The sequence below is a fragment of the Burkholderia anthinoferrum genome, assembly GCF_002925705.1.
Classification (GTDB): domain Bacteria; phylum Pseudomonadota; class Gammaproteobacteria; order Burkholderiales; family Burkholderiaceae; genus Burkholderia; species Burkholderia semiarida.
Genome location: NZ_LFZP01000059.1, coordinates 1 through 17,693 on the forward strand (window position 1 = coordinate 1; position 17,693 = coordinate 17,693).

12 protein-coding genes and 1 pseudogene are annotated in these 17,693 nt (G+C 68.4%); 7 read left to right on the top strand and 6 right to left on the bottom strand.

Annotation, left to right across the window (positions count from 1 at the left end; translation table 11 throughout):
- A pseudogene (locus tag C5F75_RS28785) lies at nucleotides 1-195 on the bottom strand (MFS transporter); the annotation flags it as partial.
- Between the two features lie 268 nt (nucleotides 196-463).
- On the bottom strand, nucleotides 464-1,492 hold the full coding sequence (locus C5F75_RS28790) for a DNA topoisomerase IB (protein WP_104013119.1): 1,029 nt from the start codon (nucleotides 1,490-1,492) through the stop codon (nucleotides 464-466).
- 388 nt (nucleotides 1,493-1,880) lie between these two features.
- On the opposite strand from C5F75_RS28790, the gene C5F75_RS28795 reads away from it, so the two are divergent.
- Genes C5F75_RS28795 through yjfF form a run of 4 tightly spaced genes read left to right on the top strand, consistent with a single transcriptional unit; the run spans nucleotide 1,881 to nucleotide 6,543 of the window.
- Complete coding sequence (locus C5F75_RS28795) at nucleotides 1,881-2,843, top strand: ABC transporter substrate-binding protein (RefSeq protein WP_104013120.1); 963 nt, start codon at nucleotides 1,881-1,883, stop codon at nucleotides 2,841-2,843.
- A gap of 60 nt (nucleotides 2,844-2,903) precedes the next feature.
- Nucleotides 2,904-4,418 carry a sugar ABC transporter ATP-binding protein gene (locus C5F75_RS28800; RefSeq protein WP_059637831.1) on the top strand — a complete coding sequence of 505 codons (1,515 nt, stop codon included), beginning with the start codon at nucleotides 2,904-2,906 and terminating at the stop codon, nucleotides 4,416-4,418.
- On the top strand, nucleotides 4,415-5,458 hold the full coding sequence (locus C5F75_RS28805) for an ABC transporter permease (RefSeq protein WP_059583798.1): 1,044 nt from the start codon (nucleotides 4,415-4,417) through the stop codon (nucleotides 5,456-5,458). Before C5F75_RS28800 ends, C5F75_RS28805 begins: the two co-directional genes overlap by 4 nt.
- A complete protein-coding gene (gene yjfF, locus C5F75_RS28810) occupies nucleotides 5,455-6,543 on the top strand; it encodes a galactofuranose ABC transporter, permease protein YjfF (protein WP_104013121.1) in 1,089 nt (362 codons plus the stop codon). The genes C5F75_RS28805 and yjfF overlap by 4 nt, the downstream gene beginning before the upstream one ends.
- A gap of 100 nt (nucleotides 6,544-6,643) precedes the next feature.
- Here yjfF and C5F75_RS28815 read toward each other — a convergent pair whose 3' ends face one another.
- Together C5F75_RS28815 and C5F75_RS28820 are read right to left on the bottom strand one after the other, a co-directional pair.
- The gene (locus C5F75_RS28815) at nucleotides 6,644-8,986 is read right to left on the bottom strand and encodes a sensor histidine kinase (RefSeq protein ID WP_104013122.1); all 2,343 of its coding nucleotides are present in this window, start codon (nucleotides 8,984-8,986) and stop codon (nucleotides 6,644-6,646) included.
- Nucleotides 8,979-9,812: a response regulator transcription factor gene (locus C5F75_RS28820; RefSeq protein WP_059583794.1), complete on the bottom strand. Its 834-nt coding sequence runs from the start codon at nucleotides 9,810-9,812 to the stop codon at nucleotides 8,979-8,981. The genes C5F75_RS28815 and C5F75_RS28820 overlap by 8 nt, the downstream gene beginning before the upstream one ends.
- Before the next feature lie 1,479 nt (nucleotides 9,813-11,291).
- Here C5F75_RS28820 and C5F75_RS28830 point away from each other — a divergent pair.
- Both C5F75_RS28830 and C5F75_RS28835 read left to right on the top strand, forming a co-directional pair.
- Nucleotides 11,292-15,530 carry a YadA-like family protein gene (locus C5F75_RS28830; protein ID WP_104013123.1) on the top strand — a complete coding sequence of 1,413 codons (4,239 nt, stop codon included), beginning with the start codon at nucleotides 11,292-11,294 and terminating at the stop codon, nucleotides 15,528-15,530.
- Between the two features lie 124 nt (nucleotides 15,531-15,654).
- The gene (locus tag C5F75_RS28835; RefSeq protein WP_060313971.1) at nucleotides 15,655-16,317 is read left to right on the top strand and encodes an OmpA family protein; all 663 of its coding nucleotides are present in this window, start codon (nucleotides 15,655-15,657) and stop codon (nucleotides 16,315-16,317) included.
- A gap of 214 nt (nucleotides 16,318-16,531) precedes the next feature.
- Here C5F75_RS28835 and C5F75_RS28840 read toward each other — a convergent pair whose 3' ends face one another.
- Nucleotides 16,532-16,720, bottom strand: coding sequence for a hypothetical protein (locus tag C5F75_RS28840; protein WP_059583815.1), 189 nt, complete (start codon nucleotides 16,718-16,720; stop codon nucleotides 16,532-16,534).
- A 193-nt stretch (nucleotides 16,721-16,913) separates the two neighbouring features.
- On the opposite strand from C5F75_RS28840, the gene C5F75_RS28845 reads away from it, so the two are divergent.
- Complete coding sequence (locus tag C5F75_RS28845; protein WP_059583788.1) at nucleotides 16,914-17,129, top strand: DUF3820 family protein; 216 nt, start codon at nucleotides 16,914-16,916, stop codon at nucleotides 17,127-17,129.
- 54 nt (nucleotides 17,130-17,183) lie between these two features.
- Here the strand turns inward: C5F75_RS28845 and C5F75_RS28850 are convergent, their stop codons facing one another.
- On the bottom strand, nucleotides 17,184-17,654 hold the full coding sequence (locus C5F75_RS28850; RefSeq protein ID WP_059583787.1) for a MaoC family dehydratase: 471 nt from the start codon (nucleotides 17,652-17,654) through the stop codon (nucleotides 17,184-17,186).
- Between the last annotated feature and the right edge of the window lie 39 nt (nucleotides 17,655-17,693).

The following is a 17,693-nucleotide window of genomic DNA, read 5'->3' on the forward strand; positions in this document are numbered from 1 at the left end:
CGGGAAGAACACCTTGCCGAGCGTGACGGCGATATAGCTGTAGACGCCGAAGTCGAACCATTCCATCGCATTGCCGAACGCCATCGCGCCAACCGCGCGCTTGAGGACGGCCGGGTCGACGATCGTGACGTCATCCAGCTTGAGGGCCTTGCGCGAAGACCGGGCTTTCGCGGGGTGCGCTTGCGATGAACTCAATGAACGCTCCTGGAATTGCCTTGGCAACCGGCAGGCGCGCAGCGGGGCCGTGCGGGCCGACGGACAGCGAAGGCGGATATCTTGGGGATGCCTCGATGCCGGTGGCGTGACGCGCGCAGCGGACGACACCGGGCAGGCGTGTTGTGCGAACCAGTTTAGAGAAACGCGCGCGAGCGGCTATCGGTCATGCGCCCGGAACCCGGTGGTAAACGACACGCGGGCAGCCGCGCCGGTCGCGCGTGGTCGGGCCTCGGCCCGATGTGCACGCTCATCTCGCCGTGCGCCTGCTGGCGGAAACCAGCAACGCGACGAACGCCGCTTCGTCCGCGCGCAGGCCGCGCGGCGTACGCCGGACCGCGAGCGTGGCGAGCGCGCCGGACTCGAACGCGTCGAGCACGGCCGGATGAATGTAGCAGCGCCGGCAGACGGCCGGCGTGTTGCGCAGCAGGTCGGCCACCGCGCGCACGGTCTCGACAATCTGCTTGCGCGCATGCGTGACGCCGCGATGCGGCGTGCGCCGCAACAATCCCAGCGCGTGCACGCTGCCGGCCCACGTCCGGTAATCCTTCGCGGTGAAATCGGCGCCGCCGGCCTCGCGCAGGTAGTCGTTCACGTCGGACGACCCGACCGGATGGCGTACGCCGTCGTCGTCCACATACTGGAACAGCTCGTGACCGGGCAGCTCCGCGCAGCGCCGCACGATCCGCGCGACCCGCGCGTCGTCGACCGTCACGTCGTGTTCGATCCCGCTCTTGCCGGCGAAGCGCAGGCGCACCCGGCCGGGCTGGATCTTCAAATGGCGCTTGCGCAGCGTCGTCAGCCCGTACGAGCCGTTTTCGCGCGCGTATTCCGCGTTGCCGATCCGCGCGAGCGTCGTGTCGAGCAAGCGGACGATCGTCGCGACGACCTTGTCGCGCGGCATGCCCGGCAACGCCAGATCGCGCGCGACGCGCGCGCGGATGCGCGGCAGCGCCCGCGCGAACGCGGCCATCCGCGCGTACTTGTTCGCATCGCGGGTCGCGCGCCACTGCGGGTGATAGCGATACTGCTTGCGCCCGCGCGCGTCGCGGCCCGTCGCCTGCAAATGGCCGAGCGGATCCGCGCAGATCCACACGTCGGTATAGGCGGGCGGGATCGCGAGCGCGTCGATGCGGGCGATTTCCGCGGCATCGCGAATGCGCGTGCCGTCCTGCGCGTAGTACGCGAAGCCGTTGCGCAGCCGGCGGCGCGTGTAGCCGGGGTGGCGGTCGTCGACATGGCGCAGTGCGGCGACCGTGCCAGAAGCGTGCTGCTTCATGCCGCGGGGCGCCGGCCGGCGACGGCGACGGCGACGGCGGCGGTGCGCGGCGACCCGCGTTCACGTGCAGCGATCATGCTTGTCTCCTTGGGTTCGCGTGAAGGGCGGGCGTCCGGCATGGGGTGCGAACAGCCATGGCGAAGGAGCAAGAACCGTGCGCCGCCCCGCGCGGGGCGGCCAGCGCGGTTAGGTGTTTATACGTATGCCGATTCCGATATCAGCCCAATCCAACATTTCATTGGAAGGTTATCGGACTTGTTCCTAGACTGATGCGGGGCATGTATACCGCGCCGGCCGGACACGCCGGCCGGCGCAGCCCGATCCGCGCCAGCGCCACGCAGAAACACAACAGCGCCGCGGCACACAACGACATCATCGGAGACGGACCATGACATTCATCAGGAAGCTGGCGGCAGGCGCGATCGTCGCCGCGGCGACGGTGCTGGCAGGCGGCGCGCACGCGCAGCAAAAGCCGATCACGCTCGGGTTCTCGCAAGTCGGCGCTGAAAGCGCATGGCGCACCGCGAACACCGTGTCGGTGAAGAGTGCGGCGAAGGACGCCGGCATCAACCTGAAGTTTTCCGACGCACAGCAGAAGCAGGAGAACCAGATTCGCGCGATCCGCTCGTTCATCGCGCAGAAGGTCGACGTGATCGCGTTCTCGCCGGTCGTCGAATCGGGCTGGGAGCCCGTGCTGACCGAGGCGAAGGCCGCGCATATCCCCGTGATCCTGACCGACCGCGGCGTCGACGTGAAGGACCCGTCGCTGTACGTGACGATGATCGGCTCCGACTTCCTCGAGGAAGGACGGCGCGCGGGGCACTGGCTGGAAGAGCGCTACAAGAACGACGCAGGCCCGATCAATATCGTCGAGCTGCAGGGCACGGTCGGCTCCGCGCCGGCCAACGATCGCCGCGCGGGCCTGCTCGAAGTGATCAAGAACAATCCGAAATTCAAGGTGATCGCCTCGCAGAGCGGCGACTTCACGCTCGCCGGCGGCAAGCAGGTGATGGAAGCGTTCGCGAAGACCTACGGCAAGCAGATCAACGTCGTCTACGCGCACAACGACGACATGGCGCTCGGCGCGATCCAGGCGATGGAAGAGGCTGGCATCAAGCCCGGCAAGGACGTGAGCGTCGTGTCGTTCGATGCGACGAAGGGCGGCTTCCAGGCGATGGTCGCGGGCAAGATCAACGTCGACGTCGAATGCAGCCCGCTGCTCGGCCCGCAACTGATGAGCGCGGTGAAGGACGTCGTCGCCGGCAAGCCGGTGCCCAAGCGCATCGTGACCAACGAGACGGTGTTCCCGATGAACGTCGCGGCGCAGGTGCTGCCGACCCGGAAGTACTGACCTGTCCGCACGGGCGGCGGCCTGGCGGCCGCCGTCCGGCGACGCTTCGAGGGAGGCTGCATGCAGAGTCCGCCGGTGGTCGAGATGATCGGCATCGACAAGTCGTTTCCGGGTGTCAGCGCGCTGCAGCGCGTCGATTTCCGGCTGTTTCCGGGTGAGATCCACGCGTTGATGGGCCAGAACGGCGCGGGCAAGTCGACGCTGATCAACGTGCTCACCGGCGTGCATGCGCACGATGCGGGCGAGATTCGCGTCGGCGGCGCGCCGGTGAATTTCGCCGCGCCGCGCGAGGCGGAGGCGGCCGGGATCCAGACGCTCTACCAGGAAGTCAACCTGTGCGCGAACCTGTCGGTCGCGGAGAACATCTTCGCGGGCCGGCAGCCGATGCGGCGCGGCGCGATCGACTGGAACACGATTCACGCGCGTGCGCGGGCGGCGCTCGCCGAACTCGACCTGTCGCTCGACGTCACGCGCTCGCTCGACGCGTATCCGATCGCCGTGCAGCAGATGGTCGCGATCGCGCGCGCGGTGTCGGTCGACGCACGCGTGCTGATTCTCGACGAGCCGACCTCGAGCCTCGACGACGGCGAGGTCGCGCGGCTGTTCGACGTGCTGCGGCGGCTGAAGGCGTCCGGCATCGCGATCCTGTTCGTCACGCATTTTCTCGAGCAGACCTATGCGGTGTCCGACCGGATCACCGTGATGCGCAACGGCGAGCGCGAAGGCGAATACCTCGCGCGCGACCTGCCGGTCGACGTGCTGGTCGCGAAGATGACCGGCCGCGAACGCATGTCCGATACGCTGCAGGCGGGCGCGGCGGCGGTCGAGCGTGACGCCGCGGCCGCCGCGCCGTTCCTGTCGATGCGGCAGGTCGGCCGGCGCGGGATGATGAGCGCGCTCGATCTCGACGTGCGCCCCGGCGAGATCGTCGGGCTGGCCGGGCTGCTCGGCTCGGGCCGCACGGAAACCGCGCAACTGGCGTTCGCCGCGGCGCGCCCGGATACCGGCGCGATCGAGATCGACGGCGCGCGCAAGCGGCTCGCGTCGCCGCACGACGCGGTGCGCAACGGCATCGCGTACTGCCCGGAAGACCGCAAGAAGGAGGGCATCGTCGCCGCGCTGTCGATCCGCGAGAACATCGTGCTCGCGCTGCAGGCGCGGCGCGGCTGGTGGCGGCTGATCGGGCGGGCGCGCCAGCGCGAGATCGCCGACACGTATATCGCGCGGCTCGGCATCAAGGCGCGCGACGCGGAGCAGCCGATCGGGCTGCTGTCGGGCGGCAACCAGCAGAAGGTGCTGCTCGCGCGCTGGCTCGCGACGGACCCGAAGCTGCTGATTCTCGACGAGCCGACGCGCGGCATCGACGTCGCCGCGAAGTTCGACATCATGGAGCGCGTGCTGGCGTTGTGCGCGCAGGGGCTGGCGATCCTGTTCATCTCGTCGGAGATCGGTGAGGTCGTGCGCGTGAGCCACCGGATCGCGGTGCTGCGCGACCGGCGCAAGGTCGCGGAATTGACGGGCGCCGATGCGTCCGAGGAGCAGGTTTACCGGTTGATCGCGGGAGGTCAGTCATGACGCGATTGCGCACGCTGTTTCGTCATCCGCTCGCGTGGCCGGTGCTGACGCTCGCGCTGCTGTTCGCGCTGGACGTCGCGCATCGTCCGGGCTTCCTGTCGATCGTGCTGCTCGACGGCCACCTGTTCGGCGCGCCGATCGACATCCTGAATCGCGCGGCGCCGCTCGTGATCGTGTCGCTCGGGATGACGCTCGTGATCGCGACGCGCGGCATCGACATCTCGGTCGGCGCGATCGTCGCGATCGCCGGCGCCGCGGCCGCGACCGTGCTCGAGGCGGACCCGTCGCGGGTCGGCGCGGCGCTGGCCGCGGCGCTCGGCGTCGGGCTGCTGGCCGGTGCGTGGAACGGGCTGCTCGTCGCGTTCGTCGGGATGCAGCCGATCATCGCGACGCTGATCCTGATGGTGGCCGGGCGCGGCGTCGCGCAACTGCTGACGGGCGGCCAGATCATCCCGATCGGCGCGCCCGGCTATCTCGCGCTCGGCGGCGGCTATCTCGCGACCGTGCCGTGCGCGGTGTGGATCGCCGTCGCGACGATCGGCGCGATCGCGTTGCTCGTGAACCGCACGGCGCTCGGGCTGTTCATTCGCGCGATCGGCGTGAACCCGGTCGCGACGCGGCTCGTCGGGCTACGCTCGGGCGCGATCGTGTTCGGCGTGTATCTGTGCTCCGGCGTGATGTCGGCGCTCGCGGGCATTCTCGCGAGCTCGAACGTGCGCAGCGCCGACGGCAACAACGCCGGGCTGCTGCTCGAGCTCGACGCGATCCTCGCGGTCACGCTCGGCGGCACGTCGCTGCTCGGCGGCCGCTTCAGCCTCGCAGGCTCGGTGCTCGGCGCGCTGATCATCCAGACGCTGACCTACACGACCTATTCGATCGGCGTGCCGCCGGAGGCGACGCTCGTCGTCAAGGCGGTCGTCGTGATCGTCGTGACGCTGATCCAGTCGGACGCGGCGCGCGCGCTGCTGGTGCGGCACGCGTCGCGGCTGCTGCCTTTCGCGCGATCGCGCGCCACCACCACCGGAGCGACGCCGCGATGACCCGTATGCTTGGCCGCCTCGCCGATCCGCGCACGCTGCCGATCGTCGTGACGATCGTGCTGTTCGTCGCGCTGTTCGGCTTCGGGTCCGTGATGTACACGGGCTTTTTCTCGATGCAGGTGCTGACCGGGCTGCTCGTCGACAACGCGTTCCTGCTGATCGTCGCGATCGGCATGACGTTCGTGATCGTGTCCGGCGGCATCGACCTGTCGGTCGGCTCCGTCGTTGCGCTGACAACGATCTTCTGCGCGGTCGGCGCCGAACGGCTGCACTGGCCCGTGTGGGTGATCGTGCCGCTGGTGCTCGCGTTCGGCGCGCTGTATGGCGCGGCGATGGGCGCGCTGATCCACTATTTCCGGTTGCAGCCGTTCATCGTCACGCTCGCCGGGATGTTCCTCGCGCGCGGCGCGTGCTTCCTGATCACGACGCAGTCGATCACGATCAACGCGCCGGCGTTCCATGCGATCGCGGGCATCAGCGTGCCGGTCGGCGGCGGCACGCTGAGCGCCGGTGCGCTGATCGCGCTCGCGACGCTGGCCGTCGCGATCTACGTCGCGCATTTCACGCGCTTCGGCCGCAACGTGTATGCGGTCGGCGGCAACGAACGCTCGGCGCTGCTGATGGGCTTGCCGGTCGCGCGCACGAAGATCGGCGTCTATGCGCTGAGCGGCTTCTGTTCGGCGCTCGGCGGCGTGGTGTTCACGCTGTACGTGCTGTCGGGCTACGGGCTGCAGGCGCAGGGAATGGAGCTCGACGCGATCGCCGCGACCGTGATCGGCGGCACGCTGCTGACGGGCGGCGTGGGCTACGTGATCGGTTCGGTGTTCGGGGTCGGCATCCTCGGCACGATCCAGGTGCTGATCACGTTCGACGGCACGCTGAGTTCGTGGTGGACGCGGATCGTGATCGGTGCGCTGCTGTGCGTGTTCTGCGTGCTGCAGCGGGTCATCGAGCGGCACGCGACGCGGCGGCGCACCGGCGGCACCGGGCTCGGCGCGCGGCGGCCGGCGCGCAATGCCGCGCCCGCGCGGCCGGCGCCGCCCGAAGAGGACGTCGCGCTGGTCTCGACGATGCGGCGGTCGTAGCGCGCCCGGCCACCCTCGCGCGGGGAGTGCGAAATGAAGCGCGATGATCCGGCGACGGGCGTGGCCGATGCGCGGCCGGCGAGCATGGCCGCCCGCGCCGTCAGGCCGGCCCGGTCGCGTCCGCCTCGGTGTCGAACGACGTATCCGCGACGCGCGTGCGCTTCAGCGAGCCGGCCAGTTTTTCGATTGCGTGCAGATCCAGCGCATCGAGGTGCTCGCGCATTTCCTGCACGAACGGCGCATGATCCGGCTCGGCCACATACCGGCCGAGCCATTCCTCGATATCGGTCAGCCGGCCTTCGCCGGCGAGCACGATCAGTTCGGCGAGCGCATCGGCGGGCGGGCTGCGCATCGCGGGCGCGGCGCTGGCCGGCGCCGCTTCGTCGGCGGGATCGAACCGCCTGACGAGCCCCGACGCCGGTGCGAGCGCGTGGCCGAGGGCCGGCGCGACGACCGCGAACGAGAACGTCGTGCCGACGCCCGGCTGGCTCGCGACGGCCAGCTCGCCGCCCATCGCGGCGACGATGCGCTGCGCGATGAACAGGCCGAGCCCGGTGCCGCCGTTCACGGCCTGCACCTGCTGGTACGCGCGGAAGATGTCGGCGGTCGCGCCGATGTCGATGCCGATGCCCGTATCGGCCACCTCGAACAGCAGGCGCCATGCATCCCCTTCGCGCGCCGCATGAACCGACAGCGTGACCGTGCCGTTGCGCGTGAATTTCGATGCGTTCGACAACAGGTTCAGCAGCACCTGTTGCAGCCGGATACCGTCGATCAGCACCGTGCGCGGCAGCGGCGTGACGGGTTGGTAGACGAACCGGTTGTCCTGCTGCGCGCACAGCGCGACCGCGTAGTGGCCGATGTCGTCCAGCAGCCCGGGCAGGTCGGTGCGGTCGGGCGCGACGCCGAGCGGCTGGAGTTCGGCCTTCGTGAACGCGAGCAATTCGTCGATCAGCGTGAGCTGGTAGCGGATGCTGCGGTCGATCGACCGGATCAGCCGCGCCTGGCCGTGCGTCGCGCCTTCCAGCAGCAGCTTCGCATAGCCGTTGATCGTCGACAGCGGCGCGCGCAGGTCGTGGCTGACATAGCCGAGCGTCTCGATCTTCTGCTGCATGTGCGTCCTCGACTCCTGCAATGCATCGTTGAGCGCCACCGTGCGGCGCGCGACTTCGTCGCGCAGCCGGTCCTGCTCGGTGAGCTGCCAGTGCTCGAGCCGCTTGCGCGCCTCGGTGCGCTGCCGGCCCACGTGGTGGATCCACGCGGCCAGCACCAGCAGGTGCGTCGCGAGCCCGATGATCGCGATGACGGGGTTCGGAAAGACGTCGGACCGGATCCACGACAGCAGCGGCGGCAGCGCATCGCGGCCGTCGAGCATGCGGATCAGCATGTTGAACGTCGCGAACGCCACCGCGATCAACATCACGCGGGCCGTCGGCGTGCGCCGGATCACGAGCGTCAGCGCCAGGCTGATGTTCACGATCGCGAGCACGGTGTTCAGCCACAGGCAGAACCGGGCGAAGGTCGCCAGATCGCCGAACGCCGCGCCGGCGATTCCCGCGCATTCGAGCGCGAGAAACACCACGTACACCGCGCGCATCGGCATCCTCGCCTTCTCGCGATGCGCGACCATCAGGATGAACACGATGAAGCACGCGACCGACAGGTACACGAAGATCGTTTCGCCGCGCGTCGACCACTCGCGCGCGCCGGGCGACAGGGCCATCGCGAGATAGCCGCGATACGCGGCCTCGAACAGCGCGGTGTTCAGGGTCAGCACGGCCAGCACGAGGAACACGCCGCTGCGCGAGAAAAAGCCGATCAGCAGCGCACACCAGACGAGGGCGAGCAACCCACCGAAGAAGCCGAAGTTCCACATCGACGCGTGTAATTCCTGCGCGGTCCACGCGTCGCGGGTGAACGCGACCGGCGCGAGCCGCATTTCCTTGCGCGACGTGATGCGGATCAGCACGGGAAGCCGTTCGCCCGCGCGCAGCGTGACGTCGAGGGTCGGGTAGCGCGACGGCGCGTCGCGCGCATCGCCGCGATCGGCCGGGAAGCTGCGCTCGAGCATCCATTGGCCGTGCGGCGCGACATAGAAGTCGGCCCGGTCGACGCGCGCATCGCGAATCGCGAGCACCAGCGGGCGCGTCTCGCTGTCGCGGTTGACCAGCGTCGCGCGCACCCACCATGCCGAGCGCGAAAACGTCACGTTGAACGAGGGCGCGGTTGCCGTGGCTGCGTCGCGGGCCGGGTCGGCGAGCCGGGCGGCGACCGCGTCGACGGACAGCGTCGCGCCGGCGTCCTCGAAAACCGATACGGCTTCGAGTCGCGCGGCGTTCGACGTCGTCGCGGCGCGGGCCGTCGCGCATGTGACGGCCAGCGCCGCGAGCAGCAGGAGCACCGCGCGACACCCGGCCGTCCATGCCGCGTATTGCCTACGCATCGCCGTGGCGCCCCGCCGGTGCGGCCGGCGCGTCGACCGCGTGGCGCTGGCGCCGCCAGTCGGACGGCGTGATGCCGAAGCGTTCGCGGAACGCCGTCGCGAAATTGCCGGGCGTGGAAAAGCCGATTTCCTCGGCGATGTCGCCGATCCCCATCGACGTTTCCGCCAGGAAGTGCATCGCGGCGCGCAGGCGCGTGTCGCGCAGGTACTCGAATACGGTCTGGCCGAGATGATCGCGGAATACGCGGGACAGCCGCTTCTCGTGCGTGCCCACCTGTTTCGCGAGATCCTCGAGCGCCGGCGGATGGCGCAGGTTGCGCAACAGCACGTCGCTCGCCGCGCGCACGAGCGCCGCATCGGGGTTGTCGGGCAATTCGGGCAGGTGCGCGAACGGCTGGCTGCGTCGCACGCGCTTCAGGTGATTGCGAACCCGCGCGATGACTTCCGCCGGCTCGAACGGCTTGACGATGTAGTCGATCGCACCCGTTTCGAGCCCCGCGATCCGATCCTCGAGGTCGCCCGCGGCCGTCAGGATGATGACCGGAATGGATTGCGTGGACGGTGTGGACGCCAGCAGCCGGCTCGCGGCGAAACCGTCCATGCGCGGCATGCGCACGTCCATCAGGATCAGATCGGGCGCGATCGCTTGCGCGCGGTGATAGGCCTGCAGCCCGTCGAACGCGACGCTGATCCGGCACTGCGCGGTGCGCAGGATTTCGGTCAGGAGCCGCAGGTCGTTCGGCCGATCGTCGACGATGAGGATATGCGCGCCAGCGAGATCCGGCGTGATGCGAGGCGATGCCGGACTGGGCAGGCGGGATGGCATGGTTGCGAACGCGTGGGAAGGAGTGGCCTGTCAGGTCGGGGGCAGTGCTATCTGCACGATTGTTGCAAAAAATTATATGCCGACGGCAACCTCGATTGTGAGGATTCCGTGCGGCGCGTGTGGGCTTGTCGCCCGGGCGTAGTGACGGCTGCGCGGCGGTGTTGTCCGCACTCGACAAAACGGAGCGGAAAAATGTGCCGAGCCGATTTCGCGGGTTTCGGACTTTATTTCCGATTTAATGATTTGAATAGCCGGAGTGGCCCGGGCGATGAATTCGCGCGCGAGATATCGAAATTCGCTGTATCGGTGTAAATCGAATCCGCTCGTTTCTCGTCATCCCGGTTGAGTTTTCGTTGATATCGGTTCGATATTCTTGTTGGCGGAAAATCGCGTTTGCCGAAAATATGTATGAATGTAAATGCCGTCCGCTCCGGAAAAGGGTTTTTCCGCTACGGAAAAGGTTTGTTTGGACGAATACCTGCACACTAGCCCCGGTGCGGCTGGAATCGGTTCTTTCGCTGCTTCGGATTGCCGGCAGGATTGCTGTCGTCGCCGCCGCTTTCATGGCAGCCGACATTCGATGGCGCATTGAATGATGGCATTCCCGGATGTTGGGAATGCCGGTAACAAAAGAATAACGGGCACGAGGGTAATGAAAACGTCATGATTCGCGAGATTTTTCGACATACAGGACGAATCGAGAAATGACGGGTTGGGCTGGGTGCAAGGCGTCGAGCGAGAAGAAAATCGTCAAGTAAATTCGATCGATTAATTCGATGCCGGGGCCGTGCGGTGAGTAGCCGGCTTTTCTGGATTTCCCGGAAAAGCCGGTCGCCCGCCGGACGGAAAAGGGGTGAGCGACTTCGTGCGAGCCGCCGGGCGCTGTATCGATCCCGGGGCCGCGCGCGGCGCTCTTCGAATCAGGCGGATACGAAAAACATGAATACGACAAGCATGGCAGGTCAGCGCGCCGGGTCGATCGATCCGGTGCGGGCTGTCAGCGTCGGCGATCCGGCGGCGCGTGCGTCAGATCCGGGGACTGCATGGCGCCTTTCACCGCCTGAATGACATATGACGGGCCGCCCGCGATGCGGGCCGGCATCCGTTCGTCCAGCGTCCGAGCGACGCTTTTCCAATGAGATTCGAAGTCGCCCTTCGGCGGGTGCGGCGGTGTGCGCGCGCGCGGATTCGCGGCGCGTCGTGCGCCGTGTCGCCGCCGGGCGGGCGATGTCGACTTCCGTGAATCGATAACCGGTGATCGCCATCGCGCATCGTGCCGAACGGGCATGCGCGGCGGTCGGTCGCGCACTCGCGATATGGGGCGAGCGTGTCAGGCAACGCTGTTCGTAGTTTTGATTAGTGATACGAAGTGAGAAGCGAGGCGTCGCGAGACAGGCGCAAGCGGAGCAGGTCCGCGCCGCGCCTGGCGCCGCGTTCGCTGTTGTGTCATCCAGCACATGAGAACCGAGGGAACACAAGATGAACAAGTCGTTCAAGTCGATCTGGAACGAAGCACTGGGCGCCTGGGTTGCGGCGTCGGAGCTCGATCGTGCGCGCGGCAAGCGGGTCGCGTCGTCGAGAAGCGCGTCCGTGCATGCGGCAGACGCGGGCATCGCGACGAAGCCGGCGCTCTCGCCCAGACGGCTCGTCGTGATGATGACGGCCGCGTATCTCGGGCTGTTCCAGGCCGGTGCGCATGCGCAATATTCGGCGGGTGGCGGCTCCGCGACCGGGGGCGCCAGTTCGACGGCGATCGGCAACGGTTCCGTGGCGTCGCAGGTGAATGCGACCTCTTACGGCAATCTGTCGACGGCGGCTGGCCTGTCGTCCACGGCGATCGGCCCCGGCGCGCATGCAATGGCCGATGGCGGGACGGCCATCGGCATCAATTCGCAGGTGACCGGCTTCAACGGCGTGGCGCTGGGCGTGCAGTCGATTGGCAGCGGCACTTTTTCAGTTGCCGTCGGCAATCTCTCGAGCGCGACCCAAAACGGCGCGGTGGCGATGGGCAGCGGCGCGGCTGCGACCGGCGCTTCGGCCATCGGGCTCGGCAACAACGCGCTGGCGTCCGGCCAGTATGCGGCCGCGCTCGGTCTCGGCGCGAGTGCGGTAGGCGCTCAAAGCGTCTCGCTCGGCTATGCGTCGAATGCAACCGATACGGGCTCGGTTGCGCTCGGCAATCAGTCGACGAGTTCGGGAGCGGCCGGCGTCGCGGTGGGCAGCGGCGCGCTGGCTTCCGGTAATTCCGGCGTCGCGATGGGCGTCAACAGCGGCGCGAAGGGCACGTCGTCGATCGCGATCGGCTGGGGCGGCACCGCGGGTGTGCCCGGCTCGGGCACGCAGTCGCTCGGCGCCAATTCGATCGCGATGGGCTCGAATACGACGGCCAGCGCCAACAATGCGCTTGCGTTCGGCGTGAACACAGTCGGATCGGGCGTCAGTTCGGTCGCGATCGGCATTCAATCGAGCGCGACGCAGCAGTTCGGCCTGGCGTTGGGCAATCTCGCGCTCGCCGCCGGCGCAGGGGGCACGGCCCTGGGCTCCAGCGCGACGGCATCGCAGACCAACGCGTTCGCGGCCGGCACCTCCAGCAAGGCGACCGCCACCAATGCGATCGCGCTGGGCACGCAGGCCACGTCCGCCGCCACGAACACGGTCGCCCTGGGGGCCGCGTCTTCGGCGATCGACGACGGCAGTGTTGCCATCGGCGCTTCGTCGATCGCCGGCAACAACACCGGCACGCCGACCTATCGTGCCACGGCGGTCGGTACCGGCAGCCAGGCGACAGGTCAGTTCTCGTCCGCATTCGGTGCGACCGCGGTCGCGACCGGTACTGCCGCCGTGGCGATCGGCGACGCCGCCAATGCGTCGGCCACCAACGCGATTGCCATGGGCAGCAGCGCCGCCGCCGATTCCGGCAACGCCGTCGCGATCGGCACGGGCGCCACCGCGACGGGCGGCACCGCGGTTTCCATCGGCGCGGGCAACACTGCGGTCGGCAACGGTGCGGTAGCGATCGGCGATCCGAGTTACGCCAGCGGCACCGGTGCTTTCACGGGTGGGGCGAACAACATCGCCAATAGCGACGGCACCGCATCTGCGACGGTCACCAATCAAGCCAATGGCGCGGTGGCGATCGGCAACAACAACAAGGCGATCGGTCAGGGCAGCGTCGCATTGGGCAACGGTTCGACGGCGGGTGCGGCGGGGATGGCCGGCAATATCGCGTTGGGTGACGGCGCGACGGCGGCGACCCGCGCCGGCGACGTCGCGCTCGGCTCCGGGTCGGTGACGGCCGCGCCGAATCCGACGTCGACCGGCACCATCGGCGGCGTCACGTACACGTTCAACGGCGTCAATCCGACCAGCGTCGTCAGCGTCGGCGCGGCGGGCAGCGAGCGCCAGATCACCAACGTCGCGGCCGGGCGAATCAGTTCGTCGAGCACGGACGCGATCAACGGATCGCAACTCGCCGCGACGAACACCGCGCTCGATTCGCTGTCGACGTCGACGGCGTCGAGCATCACGTCGCTGTCCACGTCTACGTCCACCGGCATCGGTTCGTTGTCCACCGGGTTGAGCTCGACCATTAGCTCGGTGGCGTCGCTGTCCACGTCGACGTCGACGGGCATCAGTTCGCTGTCCACCGGCCTGAGCTCGACCAACAGCACGATCACGTCGCTGTCGACTTCGACCTCGACCGTCGTCGGCTCGCTGTCCACGGGCCTGAGCTCGACGAACAGCAACCTGACGTCGCTGTCGACTTCGACGTCGACCGTCGCCGGCTCGCTGTCCACCGGCTTGAGCTCGACCAACAGCACGATCACGTCGCTGTCGACTTCGACCTCGACCGTCGTCGGTTCGCTGTCCACCGGCCTGAGCTCGACGAACAGCAGCCTGACGTCGCTGTCCACGGCCACGTCGACCGGCATCGGTTCGCTGTCCACCAGCCTGAGCTCGATCACGAACAACAACACGAACCTCGGCAACAGCACGGCCGGTGCGATCGGCGGCGGCGCCACCTACGATCCGACCACCGGCACGATCTCGGCGCCGTCGTACGTGACGTACAACAGCGACGGCTCCACGACGATCAACAACAACGTCGGCTCGGCGATCGACAACATCAACGCGAACGGCATCAAGTACTTCCACGCGAATTCGACCGCGCCGGACAGCCAGGCGCTCGGCCTGGACAGCGTCGCGATCGGCCCGAACGCGATCTCGCGCGTGGACGGCAGCATCGCGCTCGGCTCGGGCTCGGTCGCCGACCGTGCGACGGCGCCGTCGTCCGGCATCATCCGCAATGGCAGCGCGTCGATCCCGTTCGACACGACCGACCAGACGCTGCTCGGCGCGGTATCGGTCGGCGACGCGACGAACAGGACCTACCGCCAGATCACCAACGTCGCCGACGGCACCGGCCAGCAGGATGCGGTAACGGTGCGGCAGTTGACCGGCGCGCTGCAATCGTTCGCGGTGACGGGCCAGAAGTACTTCCACGCGAATTCGACGGCGGGCGATTCGCTGGCCGTCGGCGCGGAATCGATCGCGGTCGGGCCGACGACGGTCGTCAACGGCGACAACGGCGTGGGTATCGGCAACGGTGCGATCGTCGACCAGACCGCGCCGGGCGGGGTCGCGATCGGCCAGGCGGCGAGTTCCGCGCAGGCCGACGCGATCGCGCTGGGCAGCGGCGCGACGGCGACCGGCGCGCAGTCGGTCGCGCAGGGCGCGAATGCGGTGGCGGTCAGCGTGGGCAGCGTCGCGCTCGGCTCGGGTGCGCGCGGCAGCGCGACCGATGCGCTCGCGCTCGGCGCCGGCGCATCGGCGACGTTCGCGAACAGCGTCGCGCTGGGCGCCGGTTCGCTGACCACGGTCGGCGCGCTGACGAACTACGTCGCGTACGGGCTGAGCAGCCCGCAATCGTCGGCCGGCGAAGTAAACATCGGCAATCGCCAGATCACTGGGCTCGCGGCCGGCAAGAACGGCACCGACGCGGTGAACGTGTCGCAGCTCGATTCGGTCGCGAACCAGTTGACGACGCTGATCGACCAGCGCACGTCCAACCTCGGCGGGCAGTACACGACGAACCCGACCGGCGGCAACGTGCCGCCGGGGGCGAGCGGCTCGAATTCGTCGGCAGGCGGCTCCGGCGCGGTCGCGTCGGGCTCCAACAGCACGGCGGTCGGCAACGGTTCGACGGCGTCGGGCAACGGCTCGACGGCGATCGGCGTCGGCTCGACCGCGTCGGGCAACAACTCGACGGCGATCGGCACGGGCAGCAACGACGGCGGGCGCTCGAACGTGGTCGCGGTCGGCTCGGCGGATTCGGCGCGGCAGGTCGTGAACGTCGCGGCGGGCACGCAGGGCACCGATGCGGTGAACGTGAACCAGTTGAACGCGGTATCGAACCAGTTCACGCAGTCGCTGAACACGGTCAACAACCAGCTCACGCAGATGCAGCAGCAGATCCAGCAGACCGATTCGATGGCCCGCGAGGGGATCGCCGCGACCGCCGCGATGGCGTCGATCCCGCACATGGACCGCGATTCGAACTTCGCGATGGGGGTCGGCACGGCGACGTTCCAGGGCCAGAAGGCCATGGCGGTCGGTGTGCAGGCGCGCGTCACGGAGAACCTGAAGGCGACGCTGAACGGCGGTTTCGCCGGCAGCCAGCGCGTGGTCGGCGCGGGCATGCTGTACCAGTGGAAGTGATCGCGCGCAGCGGTTCGTTCCGGCACGCGTTGCCGGAGCGGGCCGCGCCGAACGCAAACACGCGCGGATGCGTCGCGACATCGCGCCGCACGCGCCGTGCTCATCGCATTCTCGGAGTCATCAAGTGAAAAACATCCATCTTGCCCTGCTGGCGTCCGTCGTTTCCCTCGCGGCCTGTTCGAGTGCGTCGGGGCCGACGTACAACGCGTACGAACTGCAGCCGCGAAACGGCATCCGGACGTTCCAGGTCGACTGCCACGGCATCCTGTCGAGCGCGAAGACCTGCATGAAGGTCGCGACGCGCATGTGCGGCAACGAGGCCGTGCGCCTCGTCGACACCACCACGCCGTACCGCGACGGCGCCGATGCGCATTCGATCGTGTTCCAGTGCGGCGCGGCGCCCGCGCCGGCCGCCGAGGCCGTTACGCCGGCGCCCGTGCCGGCCGAAAAAGTGAGCCTGACCGGCGATGCATACTTCGCGACCGACTCGGCCGTGCTGACGCCTGCCGCCACCGCCGCGCTCGACACGCTGCTGAGCCGGCAGGGCGACAAGCATTTCGCGCGCGTGGAAGTGGACGGCTATACCGACGCGACCGGCTCGGATGCGCACAATCAGGCGCTGTCGAAGCGCCGGGCGGATGCCGTCGCCGGCTATCTGCGCGAGCACGGGCTGAAGGCCGATGCGTTTGCCGCGGTCGGCCACGGGGAGGCGAACCCGGCGGCATCGAACGATACCGCCGAAGGACGCGCGCGCAATCGTCGCGTGGAAATCTCGCTGCAGAAGTAGGACGCTGCAAGCCGGTTGCCGCAAGCGTGGCCGTCGAAGCCGGACGGCTCGCTTGCGGCAATGATGCTCGGCGTGGACGACGAGTGGCGCGAACCGCCCGTCCGCGGCGTGCGAACGCCGGGTCCGTCGCATCGACGCCGCCGACGCGCGGCGACGGGCGGCGACGGGCGTCCGGCACGCGGATCGTCCTGCGCACCGGGCCGCGGATCGGCGCTCAGTGCCTGATCATGCAGACGGCCACGATCTCGTACCCGGGGTCGGCATGCGCGCTCGCGGCTTTCTCCGCTTCGTCGTACGAACCGAAGGAGGCCGCGTCTTCGATGGCCGGCGCCATGCCGATATCGCCGTCCTCGGCGGTGCAGAGGAACTGCTCGCCGGTCTTCACGACATAGATGGACATCATGATTCCCTCCATGGTTTGCAGGGGGAAGTTCCAGTCTAGCAGGCGCGAAGCAAGCCGGCGGCCGACGTGAATCCCGATGGTCAATCGGGGCCGGTTGGTTGATTCATCCCGCCGCGAAGGGTCGGATTCGCGGCCTTGGGCCGCAGCCGGGCCGTGACGCGCGCGGCTGCGCAAAGCCGTGCACAATACGCGCATGCGCACCCCAGATCTTGAATCCCTCGTCGCCGTCACCATGCCCTTCGGAAAATACAAAGGGCGACTCCTTGCCGACCTGCCCGGGCCTTACCTCAACTGGCTGGCGCGTGAAGGCTTCCCGCGCGGCGAAATCGGCCGGCAGCTCGCGCTGATGCACGAGATCGACCATAACGGCCTGAGGCACCTGCTCGAGCCGCTGCGCAAACCCGCGTAGCGCGACCGCGGGTCGCACGCCCGACGACGCCGGCAGTCGCGCTTCGGGCGGCCGTCAAACCGCCTGATCCTGCACGGTCGCCGCTTCTTTCCGGCGCGCCGCCGCATTCGTGGGCATCACCACCGCCGTGCCCTCCACGACGACGAGGCCGTCGACTTCGCAGCGCGTTTCCAGCACGACCCGACGCCGGCTCGCGAGAATCTCCTTGACCGTCACCGTCGCGCAGACCGTTTCGCCCAGCTTGACCGGGCGGCGGAATTGCAGATCCTGCGACAGATAGATCGAGCCGGGCCCTGGCAGATGCGTCGCGATCGCCGCCGATATCACGGAGGCGGACAACATGCCGTGCGCGATGCGGCCGCCGAAAAAAGTTCGCTGCGCATAGGCCTCGTCGAGATGCACGGGGTTCCGGTCGCCGGTCGCGTTCGCGAACAGCAGCACGTCGTGCTCGGAAAGGGTTTTCGAAAAGCACGCGTTCATGCCGGGCATGAGATCCTCGAGATCGTACCCGCCTTCGTCGTTCATCGTCGTTTCCTGTGTCGTTCGTGCCGCATGGTGTGGGAG